General features: G+C 68.1%; 26 protein-coding genes and 1 pseudogene. 19 read left to right on the top strand and 8 right to left on the bottom strand.

The features are described 5' to 3' along the window. The first annotated feature begins 31 nt into the window (after window positions 1-31). The 3 genes from holB to AC6LJ5_RS14935 all read left to right on the top strand — a co-directional run bounded on the left by holB (window position 32) and on the right by AC6LJ5_RS14935 (window position 2,888). Window positions 32-1,084: a DNA polymerase III subunit delta' gene (holB, locus tag AC6LJ5_RS14945; RefSeq protein WP_498140877.1), complete on the top strand. Its 1,053-nt coding sequence runs from the start codon at window positions 32-34 to the stop codon at window positions 1,082-1,084. An 81-nt stretch (window positions 1,085-1,165) separates the two neighbouring features. Continuing rightward, window positions 1,166-1,936 carry a TatD family hydrolase gene (locus AC6LJ5_RS14940; protein WP_103274107.1) on the top strand — a complete coding sequence of 257 codons (771 nt, stop codon included), beginning with the start codon at window positions 1,166-1,168 and terminating at the stop codon, window positions 1,934-1,936. Window positions 1,937-1,973: 37 nt separating this feature from the next. Continuing rightward, window positions 1,974-2,888: an ankyrin repeat domain-containing protein gene (locus AC6LJ5_RS14935; RefSeq protein WP_498140876.1), complete on the top strand. Its 915-nt coding sequence runs from the start codon at window positions 1,974-1,976 to the stop codon at window positions 2,886-2,888. 45 nt (window positions 2,889-2,933) lie between these two features. Here the strand turns inward: AC6LJ5_RS14935 and AC6LJ5_RS14930 are convergent, their stop codons facing one another. Beyond that, window positions 2,934-3,623: a GntR family transcriptional regulator gene (locus AC6LJ5_RS14930; RefSeq protein WP_498140875.1), complete on the bottom strand. Its 690-nt coding sequence runs from the start codon at window positions 3,621-3,623 to the stop codon at window positions 2,934-2,936. A 166-nt stretch (window positions 3,624-3,789) separates the two neighbouring features. Between AC6LJ5_RS14930 and gabT the strand changes: the two genes are divergently transcribed. The 15 genes from gabT (at window position 3,790) to hutG (ending at window position 18,483) form a co-directional block, all read left to right on the top strand. After that, window positions 3,790-5,148, top strand: a complete 1,359-nt coding sequence (gabT, locus tag AC6LJ5_RS14925; RefSeq protein WP_498140874.1) for a 4-aminobutyrate--2-oxoglutarate transaminase — start codon at window positions 3,790-3,792, stop codon at window positions 5,146-5,148. Window positions 5,149-5,158: 10 nt separating this feature from the next. Further along, window positions 5,159-6,145 (top strand): aminopeptidase, encoded by a 987-nt coding sequence (locus AC6LJ5_RS14920; RefSeq protein WP_498140873.1) that lies wholly within the window; start codon window positions 5,159-5,161, stop codon window positions 6,143-6,145. After that, window positions 6,142-6,915 (top strand): enoyl-CoA hydratase/isomerase family protein, encoded by a 774-nt coding sequence (locus AC6LJ5_RS14915; RefSeq protein WP_498140872.1) that lies wholly within the window; start codon window positions 6,142-6,144, stop codon window positions 6,913-6,915. The genes AC6LJ5_RS14920 and AC6LJ5_RS14915 overlap by 4 nt, the downstream gene beginning before the upstream one ends. 42 nt (window positions 6,916-6,957) lie before the next feature. Next, a complete protein-coding gene (locus AC6LJ5_RS14910; protein WP_498140871.1) occupies window positions 6,958-8,157 on the top strand; it encodes a CaiB/BaiF CoA transferase family protein in 1,200 nt (399 codons plus the stop codon). Window positions 8,158-8,296: 139 nt separating this feature from the next. Then, window positions 8,297-9,532, top strand: a complete 1,236-nt coding sequence (locus tag AC6LJ5_RS14905; protein WP_498140870.1) for an ABC transporter substrate-binding protein — start codon at window positions 8,297-8,299, stop codon at window positions 9,530-9,532. 24 nt (window positions 9,533-9,556) lie between these two features. Beyond that, window positions 9,557-10,432 carry a branched-chain amino acid ABC transporter permease gene (locus AC6LJ5_RS14900; RefSeq protein WP_498140869.1) on the top strand — a complete coding sequence of 292 codons (876 nt, stop codon included), beginning with the start codon at window positions 9,557-9,559 and terminating at the stop codon, window positions 10,430-10,432. A gap of 4 nt (window positions 10,433-10,436) precedes the next feature. Then, window positions 10,437-11,330, top strand: a complete 894-nt coding sequence (locus AC6LJ5_RS14895) for a branched-chain amino acid ABC transporter permease (RefSeq protein WP_498140868.1) — start codon at window positions 10,437-10,439, stop codon at window positions 11,328-11,330. A gap of 3 nt (window positions 11,331-11,333) precedes the next feature. Continuing rightward, a complete protein-coding gene (locus tag AC6LJ5_RS14890; RefSeq protein ID WP_498140867.1) occupies window positions 11,334-12,095 on the top strand; it encodes an ABC transporter ATP-binding protein in 762 nt (253 codons plus the stop codon). Further along, window positions 12,092-12,871, top strand: a complete 780-nt coding sequence (locus AC6LJ5_RS14885) for an ABC transporter ATP-binding protein (protein ID WP_498140866.1) — start codon at window positions 12,092-12,094, stop codon at window positions 12,869-12,871. The genes AC6LJ5_RS14890 and AC6LJ5_RS14885 overlap by 4 nt, the downstream gene beginning before the upstream one ends. 14 nt (window positions 12,872-12,885) lie before the next feature. Continuing rightward, on the top strand, window positions 12,886-14,232 hold the full coding sequence (locus tag AC6LJ5_RS14880) for an amidase (protein WP_498140865.1): 1,347 nt from the start codon (window positions 12,886-12,888) through the stop codon (window positions 14,230-14,232). A gap of 212 nt (window positions 14,233-14,444) precedes the next feature. Continuing rightward, entirely contained in the window at window positions 14,445-15,191 is a 747-nt protein-coding gene (locus AC6LJ5_RS14875; protein ID WP_103274109.1) for an IclR family transcriptional regulator, read from the top strand. Between the two features lie 148 nt (window positions 15,192-15,339). Continuing rightward, window positions 15,340-16,086: a transporter substrate-binding domain-containing protein gene (locus AC6LJ5_RS14870; protein ID WP_103274110.1), complete on the top strand. Its 747-nt coding sequence runs from the start codon at window positions 15,340-15,342 to the stop codon at window positions 16,084-16,086. Next, the gene (locus AC6LJ5_RS14865; protein WP_103274111.1) at window positions 16,083-16,757 is read left to right on the top strand and encodes an amino acid ABC transporter permease; all 675 of its coding nucleotides are present in this window, start codon (window positions 16,083-16,085) and stop codon (window positions 16,755-16,757) included. The genes AC6LJ5_RS14870 and AC6LJ5_RS14865 overlap by 4 nt, the downstream gene beginning before the upstream one ends. Next, window positions 16,754-17,539, top strand: coding sequence for an amino acid ABC transporter ATP-binding protein (locus AC6LJ5_RS14860; protein WP_304558823.1), 786 nt, complete (start codon window positions 16,754-16,756; stop codon window positions 17,537-17,539). Before AC6LJ5_RS14865 ends, AC6LJ5_RS14860 begins: the two co-directional genes overlap by 4 nt. Next, window positions 17,536-18,483, top strand: a complete 948-nt coding sequence (gene hutG, locus AC6LJ5_RS14855) for a formimidoylglutamase (RefSeq protein ID WP_498140864.1) — start codon at window positions 17,536-17,538, stop codon at window positions 18,481-18,483. The genes AC6LJ5_RS14860 and hutG overlap by 4 nt, the downstream gene beginning before the upstream one ends. Before the next feature lie 117 nt (window positions 18,484-18,600). Here the strand turns inward: hutG and AC6LJ5_RS14850 are convergent, their stop codons facing one another. Next, a complete protein-coding gene (locus AC6LJ5_RS14850; protein ID WP_103274114.1) occupies window positions 18,601-20,268 on the bottom strand; it encodes a BBE domain-containing protein in 1,668 nt (555 codons plus the stop codon). A 391-nt stretch (window positions 20,269-20,659) separates the two neighbouring features. Here AC6LJ5_RS14850 and AC6LJ5_RS14845 point away from each other — a divergent pair, with 391 nt between their 5' ends. Continuing rightward, complete coding sequence (locus AC6LJ5_RS14845; RefSeq protein WP_103274115.1) at window positions 20,660-21,949, top strand: Glu/Leu/Phe/Val family dehydrogenase; 1,290 nt, start codon at window positions 20,660-20,662, stop codon at window positions 21,947-21,949. Window positions 21,950-22,159: 210 nt separating this feature from the next. Here the strand turns inward: AC6LJ5_RS14845 and AC6LJ5_RS14840 are convergent, their stop codons facing one another. The 6 genes and pseudogenes from AC6LJ5_RS14840 to AC6LJ5_RS14815 all read right to left on the bottom strand — a co-directional run. Next, complete coding sequence (locus AC6LJ5_RS14840; RefSeq protein ID WP_103274116.1) at window positions 22,160-22,972, bottom strand: RsiV family protein; 813 nt, start codon at window positions 22,970-22,972, stop codon at window positions 22,160-22,162. 47 nt (window positions 22,973-23,019) lie between these two features. After that, the gene (locus AC6LJ5_RS14835; RefSeq protein WP_498140863.1) at window positions 23,020-23,802 is read right to left on the bottom strand and encodes a lipoate--protein ligase family protein; all 783 of its coding nucleotides are present in this window, start codon (window positions 23,800-23,802) and stop codon (window positions 23,020-23,022) included. Then, on the bottom strand, window positions 23,799-24,074 hold the full coding sequence (gene lplB, locus AC6LJ5_RS14830) for a lipoate-protein ligase small subunit (protein WP_103274118.1): 276 nt from the start codon (window positions 24,072-24,074) through the stop codon (window positions 23,799-23,801). The genes AC6LJ5_RS14835 and lplB overlap by 4 nt, the downstream gene beginning before the upstream one ends. A gap of 12 nt (window positions 24,075-24,086) precedes the next feature. After that, the gene (locus AC6LJ5_RS14825; RefSeq protein ID WP_103274119.1) at window positions 24,087-24,557 is read right to left on the bottom strand and encodes a GNAT family N-acetyltransferase; all 471 of its coding nucleotides are present in this window, start codon (window positions 24,555-24,557) and stop codon (window positions 24,087-24,089) included. Window positions 24,558-24,567: 10 nt separating this feature from the next. Further along, the gene (locus tag AC6LJ5_RS14820; protein WP_103274120.1) at window positions 24,568-25,269 is read right to left on the bottom strand and encodes a glutathione binding-like protein; all 702 of its coding nucleotides are present in this window, start codon (window positions 25,267-25,269) and stop codon (window positions 24,568-24,570) included. Window positions 25,270-25,321: 52 nt separating this feature from the next. Continuing rightward, window positions 25,322-26,212: pseudogene (locus AC6LJ5_RS14815) on the bottom strand (DMT family transporter); the annotation flags it as partial. Between the last annotated feature and the right edge of the window lie 61 nt (window positions 26,213-26,273).

Here is a 26,273-nt window from a genome sequence, read left to right as displayed (position 1 = left end):
GCATCGGTTCCGTGAACAGGAGGCCAGCCCAGTGAGCGCGCCGCAATTCCTGCCCTGGCAGCTCGAGACCGCCCGCAACTGGCTGGGCAACCGCGAGCGCTTCGCCCACGCGTGGCTGGTGCACGGCCTGGCCGGCATCGGCAAGCTGGACTTCGCCGTGGCCGCCGCCGCCAGCCTGCTTTGCGAGACGCCACAAGACGGCCTGGCCTGCGGCCATTGCGCGGCCTGCGCCTGGTTCGCCAGTGGCAACCATCCCGACCTGCGACGCATCCGTCCCGAAGCCATCGCGGTGGAAGAGGGCGCCGAGGCCGCCGAACAGGCCGAGGACGCCGAGCCCGTGGCCGGCAGCGCATCCAAGCGCGCGCCGTCCAAGGAAATCCGCATCGACCAGATCCGCGCGTTGGAATCCTGGTTCAACACCGCCACCCACCGGGGCGGCTGGCGCGTGGCGCTGCTGTATCCGGCCCATGCGCTGAACGTGGTCTCGGCCAACGCGCTGCTCAAGGTGCTGGAAGAGCCGCCGCCCCACACGGTGTTCCTGCTGGTGGCGGATGCGCCCGACCGGCTGCTGCCGACCCTGGTGTCGCGCTGCCGCCGCCTGCCCCTGCCGGCGCCCGATGCCGACACCGCGCTGCAATGGCTGCGCGAGCAGAACGTCGAACCCGCCCGCGAATGGCTGGCGGCCGGCGGCGGCGCGCCGCTGGCGGCCCTGCGCTTGGCGCAGAGCGGCGAGGCCGCCTGTCCCCCATGGCTGGGCCAGTTGGTCGCGCCGCTGGCGCAGGGCCAGTCGCCCGATGTGGGCACGCTGGCCGAGGCGCTGGAAAAGGTGCCGGCGACCGACTGGATCGACGCGCTGCAACGCTTCTATACCGACCTGATGCTGGCCGCCGCCGGCGCGCCGGTGCGCTACTTCCCCGCGCTGGGCGCGGGCGTGGGGCAAGTGGCCGCGCGCGCCCGGCCGGCCCGCGTGGCCGAAGCCGCGCGCTGGCTGACGCGCCAGCGCGCGCTGGCCACGCACCCCTTGAATGCCAAGCTTTTCGCCCACTCCGCGCTGCAGCGCGTGGTGCTATCCTGCCTGGCGTAGTCCCGCGCCGCCCGTCGCCCGCGGCCCGCACGAGCGCGGCGCCGGCCAGGGCCAGGGGCGGCGCCCGCAACCCGGATTTCCATGTACGTCGATTCCCACTGCCATCTGAATTTCCCCGAACTGGCCGCCGACCTGCCCGCCATCCTGGAGCGCATGGCCGCCAACCAGGTGACGCACGCGCTGGTGGTCAGCGTCAACATGCCCGAATGGCCCGGCTTGATGGCGCTGGTCGAGCCGCACGCCCATCTGTGGGCGTCGGTGGGCGTGCATCCGGACTACGAAGACACGCCGGACCCTTCGGTGGAAGAACTGGTGCGCCTGTCGGCCCATCCCCGCGTGGTCGCCATCGGCGAGACCGGGCTGGACTACTACCGGCTGTCCGAGCCGTTGGACTGGCAGCGCGAGCGCTTCCGCCGTCATATCCGCGCGGCGCGCGAGACCGGCCTGCCGCTGATCGTGCACACGCGCGCCTCGGCCGAGGACACGGTGCGCGTGCTGCGCGAGGAAAACGCTGGTGAAGTCGGCGGCGTGATGCACTGTTTCACCGAGAACTGGGAGGTCGCGCAGGCGGCGCTGGAGCAGAATTTTTATATCTCGCTGTCCGGCATCGTCACCTTCAAGAATGCCCAGATCGTGCACGAGGTCGCTGCCAAGGTGCCGCTGGACCGGCTGCTGATCGAAACGGATTCGCCGTACCTGGCGCCGGTGCCTTACCGTGGCAAGCTGAACGACCCGTCCAAAGTGATCCATGTGGCCGAGAAGATCGCCGATCTGCGCGGCATCACCGTGGCCGAGGTGGCGCGCGCGTCAACCGATAATTTCTTTAATCTTTTCAATAAGATAAAGAAATAAATTAAGAAAATAGTTCAAGTTGAATCGCGAGGTTCCCATGCAGATCGCCCGCTGTCCGTCGCCCGTCCGAGGCTCGTTCCCGTCCGCCCGCAAGGCGCTGGCAGCCATGGCGATGGCGCTGGCGGCCCACGCGGCGCAGGCCGCCAATCCGAACGACTGGTGGGTCTACCTGGCCAACGACTACGCCGACGACATCAAGGACGTGCTGGCGCAAGGCGCCGATCCCAATGTCCGCTTCCAGAATGGCCAGCCGGCGCTGATGCGCGCGGTGGTGGCCGGCGCCTGGAACGTGTTCGACGCCATCGCCGCCGACCGCCGCACGGACGTGAACGCCGAGAATCCGGCCGGCGAGACCCCGCTGATGTACCTGGCGATCGCGGGCCAGACCGAGCGGGCGCGCGCGCTCATCGCGCGCGGCGCCCAGGTCAACCGCCTGGGCTGGACGCCGCTGCACTATGCCGCGTCCAAGGGCCAGCTGGCGATGGCGCAACTGCTGCTGCAGCACAAGGCCATGGTCAACGCGCCCGGGCCTTCGGGCGAGACGCCGCTGATGATGGCCGCGCTATCGGGCAGCAAGCCCATGGTCGAGCTGCTGCTCAAGGCCGGCGCCGACGTCACCACGCGCGATACCAAGGGGCAGAACGCGGCCGACTGGGCCACCACCGGCAAGTCGACCAAGCTGGCCGCCGAGCTGCGCGAGCTGATCGCGCGCCAGGATCGGGACAAGCAGGCGCGGCGCGCGGCCGCGCCGGCGGAGATCGAACCGGAGGGCGAGGCGCAGCAGGGCATGGCGCCCGGCCAAGGCGCGCAGACCGCGCAGCCGGTTCCCGCGACGGATGCGCCGCCGGCGCTGGCGCCGGCCGGGCAGGCGCAGCAGCCGGTCGCGCCCGGTGGCGCGGGCGCACCGGCGGTGCGTGGCGTATCCGGCGTCCAGTTGAACAGCTACGAGTAAAGGGCGCGTCCCGGCCCTGGCGCCGGGCGTGCCGGCGCCAGGCCGTCAGATGACGTAGTTCTTGTAGCGCTCGATATAGTCGCGCGCGCTGGCGTTCAGCTCGCGCACGCAACGCTCGGCCTCGTCGGCGTCGCCGCGCACCATCGCGTCCAGCAGGGCGCGGTATTGCTTGATTCCCATTTCCGAACGGCCGGGCAGCAGGGCCACGCGCCGCATCGACACGCGGGTGCGGTCATAGATGCGCTCGATCATGTCGCTCAGGATGGGATTGCGCGCCAGTTCCTTGATGTGATTGCGGAACTGCTCAATCGTGGCCACATGCGCCTCGATGTCGCCGTTCTTCAGGCTCTGTTCGAACGGCTCGCCCAGCAGGGCCTGCATGGCTTCCCAATCGGCGGGCTCGGCATTGGCGATGGCCAGCCGCACCGCGAGCCCGTCCAGCGCTTCGCGCACCTGGTAGAGACGGTACGTGGTTTCCATGTCAACCAGCGCCACCACGGCGCCCTTGTTCGGCACGCGTTCCACCAGGGCGCGATCTTCCAGCGTGGCCAGCACCTCGCGCGCCTTGGCGCGGGGGATGTCGTAGGCCTGCGCCAGGTCTTCCTCGGGCACGCGCGTGCCGGGCAGCAGGGCCTGCGAGGCGATGCGCTCGCGCAGATCCAGAATGACGTCGCGGGTGGAAGCCGGCTTGCGTTTTTCTTCGGCGGCAACGGGCGTGGCGCGTTTCTCGGGCATGTGGGCACCTGGTTTCAAGTCGCGGGAAAGCATATCACTATTTTGAACTCAAGATTGTGCACAATTTAGAATGCATAATTGTAATCTAGTATTGACACAATAAATAGCACAAGAATATAGTGGGCTCGATCGTCGCTGCATCCACCCTTCCCAGGAGCCCAGGGCAATGACAGACGCCACGCAGTCCCCGCAACTTCCCGGCAGGCAGTGCCAGGCATTCCAGGCGCGGCGAGAGGCCGCCGTGGCCCTGGGGGTGGCCAACGGCCCGCCCGTGTTCGCCGAACGCGCGGCCGGCGCCACGCTGACCGATCTGGACGGCCATGACTTCATCGACTTCGCAGGCGGCATCGGCACGCTCAATGTCGGGCACGCGCACCCCGAGGTGGTGGCCGCCGTGCGCGCGCAGGCCGAGCGCTATCTGCATACCTGCTTCAACATCGTGATGTATCCCGGCTATATCGAGCTGGCCGAGGCGCTGATCGATCTGGTGCCAGGCGACTGGCCCAAGAAGGTCATGCTGCAGACCACCGGCGCGGAAGCCGTGGAAAACGCCATCAAGGTGGCGCGCCGCGCGACCGGCAGGCAGGCTGTGGTGGCGTTCGAGAATGCGTTCCATGGCCGCACCTACATGGCGCTGTCGCTGACCGCCAAGGCGCCGGCCTACAAGAGCGGTTTCGGTCCCTTCGCGAACGAGGTGTACCGGGCGCCGTTTCCCGTGCGCTATCGCTCCGGCCTGACCGACGAAGCCTGCGCGCGGGCCGCTTTTGAGCAGTTCCGTCGCCTGGTCGAGTCCGAGATCACGCCGGGGCAGGTCGCGGCGGTGATCATCGAACCCATCCAGGGAGAGGGCGGTTTCCATGTGGCGCCGCCGGCCTTCCTGCGGTCGCTGCGCGAATACTGCAGCCGGCACGGCATCGTGCTGATCGCCGATGAGATTCAATCGGGCTTTTGCCGCAGCGGCGAATGGTTCGCCACCCAACACGCCGGGGTGCAGGCCGATCTCTATACCTTGGCCAAGTCCATGGGGGCCGGCCTGCCGATCGCGGCGCTGGTCGGGCGCGCGGATCTGATGGACGCGCCCGCGGTGGGCGGACTGGGCGGAACCTATGGCGGCAATCCGCTGGCCTGCGCCGCGGCGCTGGCCGCGATCCAGGTCATGCGGCGGGACGACTACGCGGCGCGGGCGCGGGATGTCGGCGGGCGCGTGCGCGCGCGCTTCGAGGCCTGGTCGCGGCGCTACGGCATCGTCGGCGACGTGCGCGGGCTGGGCGCCATGGTCGCGTTCGAGGTGGTGCGCGATTCGACGGGCCACGAGCCCGCCGGGGACCTGGCCGCGCATATCGTGCAGGCCGCCTACCAGGGCGGCTTGATCCTGGTGAAAGCAGGCTTTCACGGCAATGTGATCCGGTTCCTGGCGCCGCTGTGCATCGGCGCCGACGAGCTTGGGCGCGGCCTGGACATCCTGGAGCGCGCGGTCGCCCAGGCGCAGGACCTGGCCGACGCCCGCGCGGCGCGGGCCGCTTGAGGAGCCTGACATGCATACGCTGCTGAAACTGAAGAATGCCCGCAAGGTGGTGAGCCAGCTGGGGGCCGCGCGTCCGGGCATGGAAGTGCTGGTGCTGTCGGACTTGCACACCCACCACAACGTGGAGCCGCTGGCCATTGCCGTGGACGAGGCGGGTGCGTCGCTGAACCTGATGCAGATCGCGGGCTCGGCGCGCCATGGACGCCAGTTGTCACCGGTGGTGGCCGAGGCCATGCAGGCCGCCGATCTGGTGATCGCGCTCACCCGGGCCAACGCCGCCCATACCGACGCGCGCCAGCGGGCGACCCGGGCCGGCGTGGGCGTGATCGTGCTGCCGGAATCGCACCAGCCCGATTTCTTCCTGGCCGAGGGGTGGGAAGCGGATTTCGACGCCTTGCGGCCGCAGATCGAAGGCCTGGCCGATGCCTTGACCCGCGCCGACACGGCCCGGGTCACGAGCGCGCTGGGCACCGATGTACGCATGAGCATCGCCGGGCGGCGCGGCCGGGCGTTGCATGGCTTCGCCAACACCACGGATATCTCGGCGGGGTATTGCCTGGAGTCCAGTCTGGCGCCGGTGGAGGGCACGGCCGAAGGCGTCATCGTGGTCAATGCCAGCATTCCGGGCGTGTCGCTGATTCGTGACGAACCCGTGCGCATCCGCCTGGAAAAAGGCATGGCCGTCGCCATCGAGGGCGGCGAGGTGGCGCGCCGGTTCCGCGACCTGCTCGCCAGTTTCAATGACCCGCTCGTGTACAACCTGGGCGAGCTGGGCGTGGGCATGAATCCCCGCTGCCAGCTGGACGGCACCATGCTGTCCGACGAATCCGTCTACGGTTCGATCCAGTTGGCGCTTGGCACCAGCGCCTATATCGGCGGCACCGTCAAGGCGGCGGCGCATTACGACACCATCGTCACCGACGCCACGCTGGAGCTGGATGGGCGCGTGGTGCTGCAAGGCACCGAGCTGCGCCTGGACGGGGAGGCGGCTCGATGAGCATCGACCTGTCCCACGATGGCGATGGGGTCGCCACGGTACTGATGAACCGTCCGCAAAAGCGCAATGCCTTCACGCTGGACATGTATCGCGAATTCGGTCGCGTCATGCGCGAACTCGAGGCCGATGACGCCGTGCGCTGCGTGGTGCTGCGCGGCGCGGGTGGCGCCTTCTGCGCCGGCAGCGACATCGGCGGCTTCGCCGATGAGCGCGACGGCGCGGCGCAGGCGGCCGAATACGCCGCGTTCACGCTGTCCATGACCGGCGCGCTCAAGAATCTGCGTCATCCCACGGTGGCCTGCATCGAAGGCGTTTGCGTGGGGGGAGGGCTGGAGCTGGCGGCCATGTGCGACATCCGCGTCGCCGGGCGCGGCAGCCGCTACGGCATTCCGGTGAACCGCATCGGCCTGACGGTGGATCACCAGGAGCTGGTCGAGCTGATGGACCTGATCGGCGCGGCGCGCACCCTGGAAATCCTGCTGGAAGGTCATATATTCGGCGCCGAGGAGGCCCTGTCCAAGGGCTTGCTGAGCCGGGTCGTCGACGACGAGCGCGTGGTCGAGCACGCCTACGCCACGGCCTTGCGCATCGCCGCCGCGGCGCCGCTGGTCAACCGCTGGCATAAGCGCTTCGTGGCGCAGTTGCGGCAGGGCCGCGCGCTCAGTCCGGCCGAGCGGGCCGAGGCCTATGCCTGTTTCGCCACCGAGGATTACCGGCGCGGACGCGAGGCGTTCGCGCGCAAGCAGGTGCCCGAATTCATCGGCCGCTGATCCGGCTCAAGGCCCAGGAACGAACCCCAGGATCGAACTGTCATGACTCAAGCTGCTTCCCCCCTGGCCGGCATCAAGATTCTGGATCTTTCCCAGATCATGGCCGGTCCCTATTGCACCATGGTGCTGGCCGATCTGGGCGCCGAGGTCATCAAGGTCGAGAAGACCGGCGCCGGCGACGATTCCCGCGAAATGGGCCCCTACGTGAATGGCGAGTCGACCTGCTTCGCCCAGATCAACCGCAACAAGCAGGGCGTGGCGCTGAACCTGAAAGACCCCGAGGCGCGCGCCGTGCTGTACGAACTGGCGCGCTGGGCCGATGTAGTGGTCGAGAACTACCGCGTGGGCGTGACGCGCTCGCTGGGCGTGGACTATGACACCTTGTCGGCCATCAATCCACGCCTGGTGTATTGCTCGATTTCCGGCTACGGGCAGTCCGGGCCTTACGCGGGCAAGGGCGGCTTCGACCTGGTGGCCCAGGGCATGAGCGGCATCATGAGCATGACGGGCGAGCCTGGCGGGCGTCCGCTGAAATCCGGCATCGCCATCTATGACGTGGGCGCCGGGCTGACGGCCGCCTATGCCATCCTGGCCGCCTGCATCCATCAGATGAAGACGGGCGAGGGCCAGCATATCGACATCGCCCTGGCCGAGTGCGGCCTGCCCTGGTTCGTCTGGGAGGCCGCGGCCTATTTCGCGGAGGGCACCGTGCCTCAGGGCACGGGCAGCCGCCACCGGGTGTCCGCGCCGTACCAGGCATTTGGCACGCGCCAGGGCTACATCATGATCGGCGCGGCCAACCAGCGCACCTGGGAGCGCCTGTGCACCGAGGTGCTCGAACGCCCCGAGCTGGTGACGGATCCGCGCTTCGTGACGAATTCCGACCGGCTTGCCCATATCGCCGAGCTGGAGCCTATCCTGGAGGCGGAGTTCGCCCGCGCCGACGCCGCCACCTGGATTGAACGCTGCGAAAGGGCGGCGGTGCCCTGTGGACCCATCAATGACTTCGGCCAGGCCATGCGCGATCCGCACTACCTGGCGCGCGGCATGGTTCAGGAACTGGAGCATCCCGCATTGGGCAGCATGAAAACCATAGGCATTCCGACCAAGTTCTCGCGCACGCCGGGCGCCTTGCGCACGGCCGCGCCGCTGATGGGGCAGCACACCGACGAGGTGTTGCGCCGCTTTGGCGTGCCGGCCGACAGGATCGCGGACATGCGCGCAAGGGGGGCCATCGGCTGACGCGCCGCCGGCGGTCAGCGATCCGACAATCACAATCGGCAGTACTGAAGTCCTATCCAAGCCACAGGGGACGTCGGCGCCATGGGCACCGACGCTTATTCGAAGTTGAACCAAGACGTTCACGCCGCAAGGAACCTTCATGACGCAGCCCATCTCTTTCTCCCGCCGCGATTTCCTCGCCGCGAGCGCGGCGCTCGCCGCCGCCGGCCTGGCTCCCTTTCCCGCGCGCGCCCAGGGCGCGCAGCCCTTCCGCCTGGGCGCCCTGAACTCCATCACGGGCGTGGGCGGTCCCTACGGACCGGGCATGCTGGAAGCCATCAAGATCGGCGTCGACGAGGTCAACGCGGCCGGCGGCGCGGCTGGACGCCAGTTCCAGCTCTACGCCGAAGATGACCAGACCAAGCCCGATGCGGCGGTGCTGGCCGTCAAGAAGCTCATCGAGATCAACAAGGTCGAGGCCGTGATCGGCATCTGGCCATCGTCGGTCGGCCTGGCCGCGATGCCCATCACCAACGCGGCCGGCCTGATCACCATGAACACCTGCGGCGCGCCGGAAATGCTGACCGAGAACAAGCGCGGGCTGGCCTGGATGTTCCAGGCCTCGAACGCGGTGTTCGGCCGCGCCTTCGCCGAGGTGGCGCGCCAGCGCGGCTTCAAGCGGCCGGCGGTGATGGCGTTCAACAACTCCACCTTCGTCGGGCAGGCCAATTACTTCAGGGACGCCTGGAAGCAGGGCGGCGGCGACGTCAGCGCCTTCGTCATCTACGAGCCCAACCAGACCACCTATCGCACCGAGCTGAACAAGGTGCTCGCCACCAAGCCCGACGTGATCTCGCTGAGCGCCTACCGGCCGGACGCCACCATCATCCTCAAGGAATGGTTCCAGACCGGCCAGGATTGCAAGTTCATCATGCCGGGCTGGACCGCCAATGAGGACCTGGTCAAGGCCCTGGGCAAGGAAGCGACGGAAGGCATCATCTCCATTTCCAATGTGGCGGCGCACGAGCATGCGGCCTACAAGCAATTCGCCGCCGAGTTCCGCAAGCGCACCAAGCGTGAACCGGACATCTTCGCATCGCAGTCCTACGACATGGTGATCACCCTGGCGCTGGCCATCGAGGCCGCGGGCGGCACGGCCGACGTGGCCGCCATCAACGGCCGGATCCGCGACGTGACGGGCAGGAGCGGCGCGGAGAAAGTCAGCGGCTTCGCGCAGGGGCAGGCGTTGCTGCGCGCCGGCAAGCCGGTGGACTACGACGGCGCTTCGTCGCGCCTGGAGTTCGGCGCGCACGGTGAAACCGTGCCCGACTTCGGCGTCTTCGACATCCACGACGGCAAGCTGGCGCTCAAGGAAGTCATTGCCGGCAAGGTCTGAGTCAGGCCTCCAGGGGGATACAAGATGGATGCAATCACCGTCATCAACGCCGCGATCAACGGCGTCGTGATCGGGATGCTGCTGGCCTTGCCGGCGCTGGCGATCACGCTGGTGTTCGGCATCGCCCGCTTTCCCAACGCGGCCAGCGGCGACTACATGACGCTGGGGGCTTACACGGCGGTTTTCACGCAGGCGGCGGCCGGCGGCTCGATCCTGGCGGGCGGCCTGGCCGCCATCGCGGCAACCACCGCCGTCAGCCTGTTCTTCTATGCCTGGGTGTTCCGGCCGCTCGAGTCGCGCTCGAACGTGTCGCGCCTGATCGCCTCGATCGGCGTGGCCTTCGCCTTGCGCAGCACGATCACGTTTTTCGCCGGTCAGGACCAGTACACCTTCGACCTGCCATTGACGCGCGCCTGGAACTTCGGCGGCGTGCGCATCCTGCCGACCGATCTGTACATCGTCGGCACCGCGCTGGCGGCGCTGGCCCTGGTGTTCGTCCTGATGCACCTCACGCCCACAGGCAGACGCATGCGGGCGGTGGCGGACAACCCCGAACTCGCGGCCGCCAGCGGCATCCGCGGACGGCGCGTGATGATCACGCTCTGGACTCTCGCCGGGGCGTACTGCGGGCTGGGCGGCGTGCTGCTGGGCATCAAGGCCGTGGTCATTCCGGAACTGGGCTGGGAACTGCTCATGCCGATGTTCGCGGCGGTGATCCTGGGGGGCATTGGCAATCCGGTGGGGGCGATCGTGGGCATCATGGTCTTCAGCATCGCGCAGGAGGTCGCCAGCCTGGTCGTGGGGCCAGCCTACAAGATCGTGTTCGCGTTCGGGGTATTGCTCTGCGTGCTGCTGTTGCGCCCGCAAGGCATCTTTGGCCGTCCGATGGCGGTGAGGTGAGACGATGGAAGCCTATCTGATTGCAATCGCCATCGGCGTGCTGATCTACATGCTGCTGGCGTTCGGCCTGTCGCTGCACTATGGCTTCACGGGGCTGGTGAACTTCGGCCACGTGGGTTTCTTCGCGATCGGCGCGTATGCCTCGGCGCTGCTGTCGCTCAAGGGCGTGCCGGTCCCGCTGGCCATGGTGGCGGCCACGGCCATCGCGGCCTTGTCGGCCTATCCGCTGGGCATGATCGCCCTGCGGCTGGGCAGCGACTATCTGGCCATCGTCACCCTGGGATTCTCGGAATCGCTGCGCATGATGCTGCAGACCGAGGAATGGCTGACGCGCGGCATGCACGGCCTGCCCGGCATTCCGCGCCTGTTCGCCGGCTGGGCTTCGCCGCAGACCGTGGACCTGTGGATCATGCTGGCGCTGTTGGCGGTCAATGCGGGCGCGCTGCTGCTGATACACCTGGTGATCCGCAGTCCGTTCGGCCGCGTCATCGAAGCGGTGCGCGACAACGAGGTGGCGGTGCGGGCCCTGGGCAAGGATCCGGCCCGGTTCAAGACGCGCTCATTGATGCTGGGGGCGGGCCTGGCGGGGCTGGCCGGCGCCTTCCAGGCGCACTACCTGACCTTCATCAGTCCGGAACAGTTCGTGCCGCTGATCACGTTCTACATCTGGATCGCCATCATCCTGGGCGGAGTAGGGCGGCTGGCGGGGGTGGTCGCCGGCACCGCGCTGCTGGTCGGCTTCCTGGAGGGCTCCCGTTTCGTGCGCGACTTCGTGGGCGGCATTTCCGAGGTGCAGATGGCCAGCGTGCGCATCGGCGTCATCGGGCTGGCGTTGATCTGCGTCGTGCTCTACCGGCCGCAGGGCCTGTTCGGCAACCGTTCCACGCGCAGGAGATAAGGCATGGCCTTGCTATCAATCAGCCGGCTCAGCGCCGGTTTCGCCGGATTCAAGGCGCTGGATGACGTGTCGCTGGAAGTGCGCGAAGGCGAGCTGGTCGGGCTGATCGGCACCAACGGCGCGGGCAAGAGCACCTTGTTCTCGGTCGTCAGCGGGTATATCCCGCCCAGCGCGGGCACGGTGAGCTTCGGCGGCGAGGACATCACGGGCATGGCCGTGCACCGGCGCGTCAGGCGAGGGCTGGCGCGCACCTTCCAGGTGCCGCGCGAGTTCAGCCAGTTGACCGTGTTCGACAACATGATGGCCGCCGCGCCGGACCAGCGCGGCGAGAAACTGTCGGCGCTGCTGTTCGCGCGCCGCGAGGTGGCCCGCGAAGAGGCGCGCCTAGCCGAGCGCGTGCGCGGGTTGCTGGATTTCCTGAACCTGTCCAGGGTGGCGGACGAACCCGCCGGCAAGCTGTCGGGCGGGCAGAAGAAACTGCTGGAACTGGGGCGGCTGCTGATGCTGGAGCCGCGCTGCATCCTGCTGGACGAACCTTTCGCCGGCGTCAACCCGGTGCTGATCGAGGAACTGTCGGACCGCATCGTCGAATTGAACCAGCGCGGGCTGACCGTCGCCATCATCGAGCACAACCTGGAAGAGCTGGCGCGCATCGCGCCGCGCATGTACGTGATGGACCGGGGGCGGGTGATCGCCGAGGGGGCGCCGGACAGCGTCCTGGCCAATGAACAGGTGCGCGAGGCGTACATGGGGGGAGTGATATGAGCCTGCTCGTCGTGCAAGGCTTTGCCGGCGGCTACGGCGAAGTCGATATCGTCAGCGGAATCGACATGCGCGTGGCCGCGCGCGAGATTGTCACCATCGCCGGCACCAACGGCGCGGGCAAGTCCACCCTGGTCAAGGCCGTGATGGGCCTCTTGCCGCGCATGGCCGGCGTGCTGGCTTTCGATGGCCGCGACCTGCTGGCCCTGCCGGTCGAGGAGCGCGTGCGCATCGGCATCTCGTATGTGCCGCAGGTGCGCAATGTGTTCGGCGCCCTGACCGTGCTGGAGAACCTGCGCGTGGTCGAGCACGTGCGCGGACGCGAACAGCGCATCCGCGACATGTTCGACCTGTTTCCCGCGTTGGCGGGCCGGCGCGGGACGCGCGCCGAGAACCTGTCCGGCGGCGAGCGCCAGCAACTGGCCTTCGCGCGCGCGCTGATGTCCTCGCCGCGCCTGATGGTGCTGGACGAGCCTTCCGCTGCCCTGTCGCCGGCCCTGACCGAACAGGTCTTCGCCGAAGTGCGCCGCCTGCCGCAGATCGGGGTGGGCGTGCTGATGGTGGAACAGCGCGCGCGCCAGGCGCTGGCCTTCAGCGATCGGGGCTACATCCTGGACTCGGGCCGCATCGTGTTGACCGATACCGGACAGGCGCTGCTGGCCAATGAGCACATGAGCGACCTGTATATCGGGCGGGGCGGCCAGGCTCGGGGCGCCGACGTGCGCTTGAATGGCGGCGGATCCGACGCGGACCCCGTCTCATCCCCTTCCTTCTCTTAGCCAGGAGCCATGCCTTGTCTACTTCCGATATGACTGATACCCCGGCCGTGCGCCGACCGCCGCCGGGCGATGTCGCCACGCTGACCGCCATGGAAGGCCTGGCGGCGCTGGAGCGTGGCGCGCTGAGTTGCGAGGCCTGGACCCGCGCCTGCCTGGAGCGCATAGAGCAGCGCAATGGACAGGTCCAGGCCTGGGTGCAGGTGGACGCGCATGGGGCGCTGGCGCGCGCCCGCGCCTGGGACCGTCACGGACGCCAGCGCTTGCTGGACGGCGTGCCGCTGGGCATCAAGGACACGATAGATACCGCCGACCTGCGGACGGAGCTGGGCGATCCCGAGATTTTTCCCGGACGCCAGCCGGATGCGGACGCGCCCGTGGTCAGCCAGGCGCGCGCGCTGGGTTTCAATGTGCTGGGCAAGAATACGGTATCGCGTCACGCAATCATGCTGCCCGGACCGGCGCGCAATCCGCATGACCTGACGCGCACGCCGGCGGCCTCGTCGGCGGGATCCGCCGCCGCCGTGGCCGATTTCATGGCGCCGCTATCTGTTGGCACGCAGACGGCCGGATCCATCCTGCGCCCATCCGCGTTCTGCGGCGCGGTCGGCTTCAAGCCCACGCTGGACGCCATTCCCTACGTCGGCATACGGCGCTATTCGCGCCCGCTGGACGTGATCGGCCCGATCGCGCGTTCCGTGGCGGATGCCGCGCTATTCATGCGTGCTTTCACCGGGGATCCCCGTTACGACCCGCAATCGGCGCTGCGCGACGATCTCCGCGTCGGCGTGTGGCGCTCCAAGCACTGGGCCGACACGGAGCCCGGCATGCGCGAGGCCTTCGACGGTCATCTCAAGTCGCTGTCGCGCGCGGGCGTGCAGGTGACGGAGCTGTCCATGCCGTCCGGGTTCGAGGCGATGGGCGAAGCGCAGGACGTGATCATGGCCTACGACCTGGCCCGCGAGTACGCGATGCTCAAGCGCGACCATGCCGCGCTGTGCGATCCGGGATTGATCGAGTATCTGACGATGGGCGAGGGCATCTCGGCATCCGAGTACGCCGCCGCGCTGGACGCGGCGGACGCCTGCCGTCGCGCGTTCCATGATGTCGCGCGCGACGTGGACGCGCTGGCCATGCCATCCACGCTGGGCGAGGCGCCGCCTGCCAGCAGCACCGGCAGTTCTGCTTTCATCCGCATCTGGTCCCTGCTGCACAACCCGTCGATCACCTTGCCGGCGGCACGGGGACCCAACGGCCTGCCGTTGGGCTTTCAGCTGGTGGGTTTCGTCAAGGAAGATCCGCGCCTGCTGTACTGGGCGCGTTGCGTGGAGCGCATCCTGGGGTCCACCGCGCACCGGGCCTGAGCCGGATTCCTGCTTTGCCTGGCGCGCATGCCGGTGCGCGCCGGGCATTTCGGCGCCTGCGGGCGCTTTTTTTGCGCCCGGCTCGCAACGGCCTCGTTGATACTTTTCTCATATTTGCTGGGGTTTTCCCTTGTAATTCTCAATTTTTGGGAATAATTTGCAGGATCAAAGCCATAAATTGATAATCTCCGCTCCAGTTCGTTTGGAGATGAATCTTGACACCCGACCCCTCTGTCGGCGCCGGCGCGGATCGCGTCCTGTATGTGCTGGCCACGCTGGCCCGGCATGACGGGCCGCTCAGCATCGCGGCGCTGGCCGAACAGACCGGCCTGGCGCAAAGCACGCTGTACCGGCAGGTGGCGCTGCTCAAGCGCTGGGGCTTCGTCGCCGAACACGATGGCGAATACGGACCGGGGCCGCTCAGCGTGCAGCTGGCCTGGGGCTTCGACCAGTCTTCCTTCCTGATCCATGAGGCGCAGCCGGACATGGCGGCGCTGGCGGTCGCGTCCGGCGAGACCATCGGCCTGCTGGTCGCGGTCAAGGACCAGGCCGTCTGCCTGGACATGGTGGAAAGCCAGCATCCGCTGCGCTGCTCGTTCACCAAGGGTCGCGGCCTGCCGCTGGCCCGGGGTGCGTCGGCCAAGTCGCTGCTGGCCTTCATGCCGGCCGCGCGCCTGCAGGCGGCGCTGGGCTATCTGGCCGGCGAGGCGGGCATGGATCCGGCGCGCCTGTCCGGGGAGCTGGAAACCATACGCGGGCAGGGCTACGCCGTCACCGACAGCGAAGTCGACGCCGGCGTCTGGGGCGTGAGCGTGCCGATCTTCCAGCGCGCCCACCAGGCCGTCGCCTCGATCACGCTGATGGCGCCGTCGACCCGCGCGGCGCAGCGCCCGCAGGCCCTGATCGACATGACGGTCGGCGCCGCCCGGCGCATTTCACTGAAGCTGCAGGCGCGCTGAGCGCCAGGCCCGATACCGTTACGTTCCGAATACCGTCCCGACCGACCTTGATTTTCCATTCCATGCTGTCCCGGCGCTCCACCGCGTTCCCTGTTCCGCCTGCCGCCTCGCGGCTCGCCTTTCCGATATCCCTTTCCTAGGATTGATCATGACCACTCGTCGCACTCTGCTGACCGCCGCCCTGAGCCTGGGCCTGGCCGCCTGGACCGCCGGTTCCGCCCACGCGCAGGAAACCATCCGCGCCGTCACCGACGCCACCTTCCCGCCGATGGAATTCGTCAAGGACGGCAAGCGCACCGGCTTCGACATCGAGCTGGTGGAAGCCCTGGCCGGCGCCATGGGCAAGAAGGTCGAATGGATCGACATCGACTTCAAGGGCCTGATTCCCGCCCTGCAGGCCGGCCGCGCCGACATCGCCGTGTCCGCCATCTACATCACGCCCGAGCGCAGCCGCGTGGTCGACTTCACCGACCCGTACTACGCCGGCGGCCTGGTCGTGCTGACCAAGAAGGACGGCCCGATCAAGACGCTCAAGGACATGGATGGCCGCAAGGTCTCGGTGCAGGTCGGCACCAAGTCGGTCAACTACCTGAAGGAACACTTCCCGTCGGTGCAGCGCGTCGAAGTGGAAAAGAACCAGGAAATGTTCAGCCTGGTGCAGATCGGCCGCGCCGAAGCCGCCGTGACGGGCAAGCCCGCCGCCAAGCTGTTCGCGCAAAGCACGCCGGACCTGACCGTGCTGACCGAGCAGGTCACCACCGAGGAATATGGCATCGCCGTGCCCAAGAACAAGCCCGAGCTGACCCGCGACCTGAACGCCGCGCTGGCCAAGCTCAAGGCTGACGGCAGCTACCAGGCCATCGTCAACAAGTGGTTCGAGGCCCCCGCGAAATGAACCAGCCTTTGGATTTTTCCGCCGTCTTTGCCGACTTCGACGCGCTGCTGCGCGGCGCGCTGGTCAGCATCGAGGTGACCGCCGGCGCCTTGCTGGTGGGCTGCGTCGTCGGCCTGCTGGTCGGCGTGGGCCGGCTCAACCCGCAGCGCCGCGTGATCTACAACCTGTGCAGCGTCTACCTGCTGCTGTTCCGCGGCACGCCCCTGCTGGTGCAGCTGTTCATCTGGTTCTTCGGCCTGCCCCGGTTCGGCATCACGCTGCCGGCCTTCGTCTGCGGCGTGGTGGGCCTGGGCATGTACTCCGGCGCCTATGTGTCGGAAATCGTGCGCGGCGCCATCCAGTCGGTGGATCGCGGCCAGACCGAGGCGGCGCGCTCGCTCGGCATGTCCTCGGGTCAGGCCATGCGCATCATCATCCTGCCGCAGGCGGTGGTGCGCATGATCCCGCCGCTGGGCAACGAGTTCATCGCGCTGATCAAGAACTCGGCGCTGGTGTCGCTGCTGACCATCCATGACCTGATGCACGAAGGCCAGAAGATCATCAGCGTGTCTTACCTGGCGCTGGAAACCTATCTGGTGGTGGCGCTGGTTTATCTGGTCCTGACCACGGTGGCCATGGTGATTCTGCGCAAGATCGAGCAACATCTGCGCGCCGGGGGGATGGTGCAATGAACACCGCAACCATGAATGAAATGATCCGCATCCGCGGCCTGCAGAAATCCTACGGCGACCACGCCGTGCTGCGCGGCATCGACTTCGATGTGCTGCCGTCGCAGGTGGTGGTGGTGATCGGGCCCAGCGGCTCGGGCAAGAGCACGCTGCTGCGCTGCTGCAACGGGCTGGAAGTGGCGCAGGGCGGCACCGTCCGCATCTGCGGCCAGACCCTGCAGGACAACGGCAAGATGCTGCCCGAGGCGCAGCTGAACCAGCTGCGCATGCAGGTGGGCATGGTGTTCCAGGGCTTCAACCTGTTCCCGCACCTGTCGGTGCTGGACAACGTCACGGTCGGTCCGCGCAAGCTGCGCGGCATGGGTCGCGACGAGGCTCACGCGCTGGCCGAGGACCTGCTGACCAAGGTCGGCCTGAGCCAGAAGATGAACGCCATGCCGGCCAGCCTGTCCGGCGGCCAGAAGCAGCGCGTGGCCATCGCCCGCGCGCTGGCCATGCAGCCCAAGGTCATGCTGTTCGACGAGCCGACCTCGGCGCTGGACCCGGAACTGGTGGGCGAAGTGCTGCAGGTCATGAAGCTGCTGGCCCGCGAGGGCATGACCATGATGGTGGTCACGCACGAAATGGGCTTCGCGCGCGACGTGGCCGACGTGGTGGCGGTGATGGACGGCGGCGTGATCCTGGAATCCGGCTCGCCCGACGTGATCTTCACCCAGCCGCGCGAAGCGCGCACCCGCGCCTTCCTGCAGGCCGTGCTGAACAACGGCCAGGGAGAGCAGGCATGAGCACGCCGCAACTGGACGCCAGCGTCTGGGTGGCGCGCGACGACAGCGCCGAGCGCGGCGACACGCGCCGCCTGGCGCACATCGTGCGCGCCTACGACGGCCAGGCCGAGGCGGGCGAGGGCGTATTGCTGGGCTTCGCCTGCGACGCCGGCGTGGCCCGCAACCAGGGCCGCGTGGGCGCGGCGGCCGGCCCGGCCGGCATCCGCAAGTTCCTGGCCGGCCTGCCGGCCCATGGACTGACGCGGCTGCTGGACGCCGGCGACGTGGCCTGCGAGGGCGACGCGCTGGAAGCGGCGCAGGACGCGCTGGGCCAGCGCGTGGCCGCGCTGCTGGGGCAGGGCGCCCGCCCGCTGGTGCTGGGCGGCGGCCATGAGATCGCCTGGGGCAGCTTCCAGGGCCTGGCGCGCTGGCTGGAGTCGCGCGGCGACGACGGCGCCGTGCTGGTGCTGAACCTGGACGCGCACTTCGACCTGCGCACCGGCCGGCCCGGCAGCTCGGGCACGCCGTTCGACCAGATCGCCAGCTACTGCCAGGAACGCGGCCGCAAGCTGCAATATGCCTGCCTGGGCGTGTCGCGGCTGGCCAATACGCCGGCGCTGTTCGCGCGCGCCGACGAAGTGGGCGCGGTCTGGGTCGAGGACCGCGACATGGGCGAACGTCACCTGCCGGAGCGCCTGGCGCAGCTGGACGGCCTGCTGGCGGCGGCCAGCCATGTGTACCTGACCATCGACCTGGACGTGCTGCCCGCGGCGGTCATGCCCGGCGTGTCGGCGCCCGCGCCTTACGGCGTGCCGATGGCGGTGGTCGAGGAAATCGCGTTGCGCGTGAAGGCCAGCGGCAAGCTCCGGCTGGCCGATATGGCCGAGTACAACCCGCGTTTCGACGTGGACGGCCACGGCGCCCGCGCGGCGGCGCGGCTGGCCTGGCAGCTGCTGTCGGCCTGAGCGTTAGCGGGACCGCCTGAAAAGGCAAGGGCGGCCGCTGCGCGAGCAGGCCGCCCTTTTTCTTGTGCGCGGCGCGCGGAGCCGGCAGGTTGCGCGCGCCGTTCCCGTCTCAGCCCGTCAGACCGGCGGCGTCAGCGGAATCGACATCTGGTGATGGAACAGATTGTCGGGATCCACCGAGCGCTTGGTCGCGATCAGCTGGTTGACCTTGTTGCCGTAGTACAGGTGCAGCCAGCCCGGATCGATCTGCGCGTGGGTCTGGTTGGTGTACTTCATGTCCACGTCCGGGTAGTTGATGTAGCACCCTTCGAACGGGGAGCCGGGCTGATAGACGGGCTTGCCGCCATACTGCCCGAAGTACTCGTCGTACAGGTCCGAGATCCACTTCAGATAGAACGCGTCGTCGGCCGGATCGGTCCAGTAGACCTGGAACTGCGACTTCAGCAGCGAGGAACGTTGCGGGACGCTGGTGGGGTTGAGCGTTTCGTCGTTGCGGTTGATGCGTCCGCCATACGAATCGATCTGCACCAGGGCCTGGTTCAGGCGCGGGTCGGCCGTGCCGTTCAGGTACTCCCACATGGCGGTGATTTCCACGTCGGTGAAGTTGGCGCGGTGGTACGCGGACTTGTACTTGCCGCGCTGGTTGCTGCCCGAGCCGTTGATGTTCTGCGTCAGCCACAGCCAGTCCATCAGCCGCGCGTCCTGCACCGGGTGGGACAGGTCCAGCGGCGCTTCGGTCAGGCGCCGCGTCGGTCCGAGCCAGTTGGCCTCGATGTTGATGCTGGGCACCGTGGCGGCGGCCGCGTTCATCGCGTTGACGAAGTTGATGAAGGGCTGGTCGCGCGCGCCGCCGACCTTGCCGTCCGTGCCGGTGTACTGGATGTTGAGCACGATGTCGCCGGTGGAGCGGTGCTGCACCTTCAGCAGCGTGAACAGTCCGCCGTTGGCCTTGGCCGGGTCGGAGCTGTTCCAGTCGGCGTCATTGTCCGCGAACCACTGGTAGTAGGCCTTCATGAAGCGGCCGAAGGCGGCCTTGCCGGTGGCGCCCGTGCCGAACGAGGCCCAGGGATACGACAGCGACAGCCAGTAGGCCTGTTGCGGCGCGACGGGCAGTTCCGCGAAGTAGTAATTCAGGATGATGCCGTAGTTGCCGCCACCGCCGCCACGGCACGCGATGAACAGGTCGCGGTCGGTGCCGACGCTGGCCAGGTTGACGTGCTTGGCGACCAGGGCGTTCTGGCCCGGGCCCTTGGGCACCAGGATGTCCACGCCCGACAGCCAATCGACCGTCAGGCCCTGCAGGCGCGACAGCAGGCCATAGCCGCCGCCGACGATGTGGCCGCCAGCGCCCACCGAATAGCACGAGCCGCCGGGCAGGGTCCGGTTGGCCGACTTGTACAGGTTCACATAGCCGTCCCAGTTCTGGTTGCCGGCGGCGGCCGAGAACTTGTAGCGCGCCGACGCATTCCAGGGCGAGGACACGTCGCCGGCCTCGCTGTAGCGCAGGCCCGTCACCAGGCCGATGTCGATGATGGCAAGGGACTTGCCGTGGTCCTCGGGCAGCTTGTTCGCCACGAAGCCTTCGTAGCAGTGGCCGCCGCTGCGCACCGTGATGCGGCAGCCCTTGGCCAGCGCGTCGTTGGCGGCAGCCAGGACCGACTGCGCGTCGTGGCAGACATAGATCGCGTCCGCACCCTCGCCGGTGGTGGGGAAACGCAGGTTGAAACCCTTTTGCAGGGTTCGGTAGCGCTGGTCATCGTTATTGACAAAGACAAAATCCGACATGAGATCCTCTATGTTTTAAGGGTTCATAAGGGTCTTCAGACGCTAGGTCTTCACATGCAAGGTCTTCACATGCGACCGGACTCCCGCCTGGCGGCGGAATGACTCGCACACGCTATCCCCAGCCGGTCGCCGGGGACCTGCGCATTGTGCGGGATCAGGGTGACGGATTCAACGCTGTGCGACATGCCTGCGGAGGATGGACGCTGGCGCCGCCGCGCACTAGGATAGGCAGGGCGGGAAGCCGCCTGAGGGCAGGCGCGGGACGGACGCGGGTCCGCCTTTCGGAAGGCTCCGATTTATATATGTCCCCATTTAAAATATTTTCATTAAAAATGGGGACGATATAGGTTTCGTGGATAAAATGGCGCAACTTTGTCAGGAGAGCCAGCTCATGTCTCAAACTCCCACCCACGCATTGCCGTCTTATCTGAACGCCGACGATCTCGGCCCCTGGGGCAACTACCTGCAGCAGGTCGACCGGGTCACCCCGTACCTCGGTTCGCTGGCGCGCTGGGTCGAGACCCTGAAGCGTCCGAAGCGCTCGCTGATCGTCGACGTGCCCATCGAGCTGGACAACGGCAAGATCGCCCACTTCGAGGGCTATCGCGTGCAGCACAACACCTCGCGCGGCCCGGGCAAGGGCGGCGTGCGCTTCCACCAGGACGTGACGCTCTCCGAAGTCATGGCGCTGTCGGCCTGGATGTCGATCAAGAACGCCGCGGTGAACCTGCCCTACGGCGGCGCCAAGGGCGGCATCCGCGTCGACCCGCGCACGCTGTCCATGTCCGAGCTCGAGCGCGTGACGCGTCGCTACACCTCGGAAATCGGCGTGATCATCGGACCGTCCAAGGACATCCCCGCGCCCGACGTGAACACCAACGCCCAGACCATGGCCTGGATGATGGACACGTACTCCATGAACGAAGGCTCGACCGCCACCGGCGTCGTGACCGGCAAGCCGATCGCGCTGGGCGGCAGCCTGGGCCGCGTCGAGGCCACCGGCCGCGGCGTGTTCGTGGTGGGCTGCGAAGCCGCGCGCGACCTGAACATCAACGTCGCCGGCGCGCGCGTGGTGGTGCAGGGCTTCGGCAACGTCGGCGGCACCGCCGCCCGCCTGTTCCATGAGGCCGGCGCCAAGGTCATCGCCGCCCAGGACCACACCGGCACCGTGCACAACGCGGCCGGCCTGGACGTGCACAAGCTGCTGTCGCACGTGTCGCAGCATGGCGGCGTGGGCGGCTTCACCGGCGGCCAGGCGATGGACAAGAACGAGTTCTGGACCCTGGAAACCGAATTCCTGATCCCGGCCGCCCTGGAAAGCCAGATCACCGCCGCGAACGCCGCCAAGGTGCGCGCCAAGATCGTGGTGGAAGGCGCCAACGGCCCGACCACCCCGGAAGCCGACGACATCCTGTTCGAGCACGGCGTGTACGTGGTGCCGGACGTGCTGGCCAACGCCGGCGGCGTGACGGTGTCGTACTTCGAGTGGGTGCAGGACTTCTCCAGCTTCTTCTGGAGCGAGGACGAGATCAATCAGCGCCTGGAGCGCATCATGCGCGAAGCCTACGCCGGCATCTCGCAAGTGGCGCGCGAGCACAAGGTTACGCTGCGCACCGCCGCCTTCATCGTGGCGTGCACGCGGATCCTGCAAGCCCGTCAGGTGCGCGGCCTGTATCCGTGATACCCGAACTGGCGGGACGCCGTCAGGCGCCCCGCCGGGGAGCAGGAGGAAGACAATAAGGAAATCGCCCCGCAATGAACTGACCCCGGAAGTTGGACGAACTCCAACCTTCGGGGGTCAGTTCAGCAAGGGGCGATTTCCATTGGGGCGGCCGGCGCGCTTGCGTCGGCCCGTCCGCCGGCGCCGCCTCTGGGGCTCAGGCCGACGCGATCAGGACGCCGGCAGCAGCTCGGGCTTGAGGATGCCGCGCAGTTCCGAGTATGGAATGCTGATCTCCGGTTCGCCCTGCGCGTAAGGCGCGATCGAATAGGCCGGATACTTGATGACCATGCCGTCGCGGGTCAGCGCGTAGTTGTCGTTCTCCTGGAACGGCCACATCTTGTCGTAGGCCGCCGGGTCGCGGCGGGCCTCGGCGTTGCCCTGCAGCCATTTGGCGTGGGCCCGGCGCAGCGCGGCCACGTATTCGGCGCGGCGGCCGGGAATCAGCGCCTCGTCCAGCGCCATCACGCGGCCTCGCCCCAGCTCCCAGTTCAGGAACTGGGTGGCGGGAATGCCGTGGGCCGAACCCGTCAGGAACTGCTCGGTGTGCAGCTCGATGGCGACGACGCCGCCGACCGTGTCGCGCACGCGCGCCTTGAAGTAGGTGGCATCGCGCGGACGCGCGGTCTGCCAGAAATACTGCGTGTATTCCGACAGCGTTTCATAGGGGCCGCGGCGCTGGGCGTCGGTGCCGGTCATGTAGGCCAGCACGTGGTCGACCAGCGCCGTCAGCTTGGGTATGCCGGGGAAGGCCACGCTGTCGATCTCGATGCGCGGGCAGTCGCCCTTGCAGTCGGGCTTGTTGGACGCCCACTTGATGCGCTCGGTGGCCAGGTCGCCCACTTTCTCCGGGGTTGAAGACGTAGCGGCGGGCGCGGCCAGCGTGATGTTGGCGGGCGGCGAACTGCCGCAGCCCGCCAGCCCCAGCGCGGCGGCCAGGGACAGGACGCCAGCCGCGCCTCGGTGCGTGAACGTGCGACGCATAGACAGGAACCTCCAGGTAAAACGGGGCAATACCAAGGCGACCGCGCTCAGGGCACGACCGCCGTCCACTCGGCCGTCGAGAACTTCTCGTCGGCCTGGGCCTGCGCGCGCGCCAGCGTCGCCTCGCCGATCTGGCCGGGGCTCAGGCGGTGCAGGCCGGCGAAGGTGTCCACCATGCGCTGGATCACGTCGGCGCGCGCCAGGCCCGTCTGCGTGCGCAGCGGGTCGACGCGCTTCTTCGCGCTGGTGGTGCCTTTGTCCGACAGCTTCTCGCGGCCGATGCGCAGGACCTCCACCATTTTATCGGCGTCGATGTCATAGGCCATGGTGACGTGGTGCAGCACCGCGCCGGAACGCCGCGCCTGCGCCGCGCCGCCGATCTTGCCCAGGTCCGAGGCGATGTCGTTCAGCGGCTGGTACCAGGCCTTGATGCCCAGGCTCTTCAACGCTTCCAGCACCCAGGCATCCAGGAAGGCATAGGACTCCTGGAAGCTCATGCCCTGCACCAGCGCCTGCGGCACGCTCAGGGAATAGGTGATGGAATTGCCCGGCTCCATGAACATGGCGCCGCCGCCGCTGACCCGCCGCACCACGGTGATGCCGTGGCGCTGCGCGCCGTCGGGGTCGACCTCGTTCTTGAGCGACTGGAAGCGGCCGATGACGACGGCCGGCTCGGCCCATTCCCAGATGCGCAGCGTGGGCGGGCGCAGCCCGGCGCCGACTTCGTCGGTGATGGCCGCGTCCAGCGCCATGTGCAGCGCCGGCGGCTGCGGGCCTTCATGGATCAGCTGCCAGTCGTAGTCGTTCCAGTCGGTGCGGTTCGCGCTCATGCCAGGGCCCGCCGCAAGGTCACGGCCACGGCCTCGGCCGAGAAGCCGAACATCTCGGCGTCGGAGGGCAGGGCCGACTGCACCGCCAGCGCCAGCTCCAGCTCGCCGGCGTCGGCGGGCATGCCGGTCAGGCCGCGATTGATCGCTTCCAGCGCCTCGGGCGGCTCCAGGAAAAAGTCTCCGCTGATGCGCACGTCGGCCAGCCGGCCATCGCGCACCTCCACGTCCGCCACGACCAGCTTGCCGCCGGGGACCTTGTATTCGCCATGCATGGGCGCTCCTTTCTAATGCTCTAGATTCAGTTTCATGCCGTCGTGGCTGGCCGCGAAGCCCAGGCTCTCGTAGAACCGGCGCGCGTCCGGCCGCGCGCGGTCGGTGGTCAGCTGCACCAGGCCGCAGCCGCGCTCGCGGCACTGCGCGATTGCCCATTCGAACATGGCGCGGCCCAGGCCGGCTCCACGCAGTCCGGCGGCGATGCGCACGCTTTCGATCTGCCCGCGCCACAACCCCAGGCGCGACAGGCCGGGGATGAACGATAACTGCAAACAGCCGGCAATGCTTGAATCCAGCTCAACCACGGCCAGGAACTGGTTGGGATCGCGGTCGATGGCGGCGAACGCGTCCTGGTAGCGGGCGTTGACGGGCAGCGAGGGATCCTCGCGCGTGGCGCCCAGCGCGTCGTCGGCCAGCAGGGCGACGATGGCGGGCAGGTCATCGGCGCGCGCGCGGCGGAACTGCGGGGTTGGAATGGACATCGCGAACCTCTCAGCGCGCTACGTTCTGCGCGGTCTGGCCGAACAGGATGCGGCGCGATTCCTCGTCGCCGACCGAGGGCGCGGTATTGATCTGGTCGGCCAGCGCATAGGCGCGCCGGGTCGCCGGACGCGCGGCGATGGCGTCGAACCAGCGCTTCAGGTGCGGGAAGTCGTTCAGGTCCTGGCCCTGCTTGGCGTGCGGCACGATCCAGGGATAGGCGGCCATGTCGGCGATCGAATAGTCGCCGGCCACGAATTCGCGGTCGGCCAGGCGCTTGTTCAGCACGCCGTACAGGCGGTTGGTTTCCTTGACGTAGCGTTCGATGGCATAGGGAATGCGCTCGGGCGCATAGCCCGAGAAATGGTGGTTCTGCCCGGCCATGGGCCCCAGCCCGCCCATCTGCCAGAACAGCCATTGCGACACTTCCTGGCGGCCGCGCAGGTCGGCGGGCAGGAAGCGGCCGGTCTTCTCGGCCAGGTACAGCAGAATGGCGCCGGATTCGAACAGCGACAGCGGACCGCCGCCGTCGGCCGGCGCCTGGTCCACGATGGCGGGGATGCGGTTGTTCGGCGCGATGGCCAGGAACTCGGGCTTGAACTGGTCGCCCTTGCTGATGTTCACCGGATGGATGCGGTACGGCAGGCCGGTTTCCTCGAGGAACAGCGTGATCTTGTGGCCGTTGGGGGTGGTCCAGTAATAGAGATCGATCATGGCGGGTGTCCTTTGCGGTCAGGGCGCGGTGCGCCCGGGGCCCCCCCCGGGGGCCGGCGCGGCCGCGCGGCAGGCGCCAGCTCCAGTTCAGGCTGACGCCGGCGGCGGCCAGGAAGATCAGCGCCACGCCGGCGATCTGCGCCATGTCCATGCGATGGCCGTACACCAGCAGGTCCAGCAGGATGGCCACGGCCGGATAGATGAAGCTGAGCGCGGCGGTGGACGTGGTCGGCAGCTTCTGGATGGCGGAATACATCAGGATGTACATCAGGCAGGTATGGACCAGCCCCAGCGCGACCAGGTAGCTCCATTGCAGCGGCGAGGCGGGCAGGGCGCTGAAATCGGCCATGGGCAGCAGCATGACGGCGCCCAGCGTCACCTGCGTCAGCGCCAGCACCTGCGGCGGTATCGCCTTCAGGCGCTTGACGATGACGGCGGTGACGCCATACAGCGCGGCCGCGCCCAGGCCCAGCGCCAGGCCGGCCAGGTAGTCGCCGCCGTCGGCGCGCGCGTCCCACAGTCGCAGCACCAGCAGCAGGCCGGCGAAGGCCACCAGCGACCAGGCCAGCTTGCCGGCGCTGGGCCGCTCGCCCAGGAACAGCACGCCCAGCCCGATCAGGAAGAAGGGCTGCACGTTGTAGACCGCCGTGGCCAGCGAGATCGAGGCCAGCCGGTAGGCCGAGAACAACAGCACCCAGTTCAGCACCAGCGCGGCGCCGGCCGCCAGCGCCAGGGCCAGCGTGCGGCGCGTGTACAGTCCGGGCCGCAGCAGGCCGCGCGCCCAGCAATACGCCAGCAGCGACAGCGCGCCGAACAGGCAACGGAAGAACACCACGTTCCAGGCGCTCTGCCCGGACTCCAGCACGAACACGCCCAAGGTGCCCGACAGGGTCATGGCCGCGGCCATCTGCGCCAGGCCCACGCGTTCGGAATTCGGGTTCATGATGATCTCTCCAGCCGGACAGGGTGCCGGCGCTGATGTTTGATGGAGAAATTATCCCAGG

The sequence above is a fragment of the Achromobacter sp. 1011791174 genome (assembly GCF_059760925.1).
This window is presented reverse-complemented; position numbering and strand designations above follow the sequence as displayed.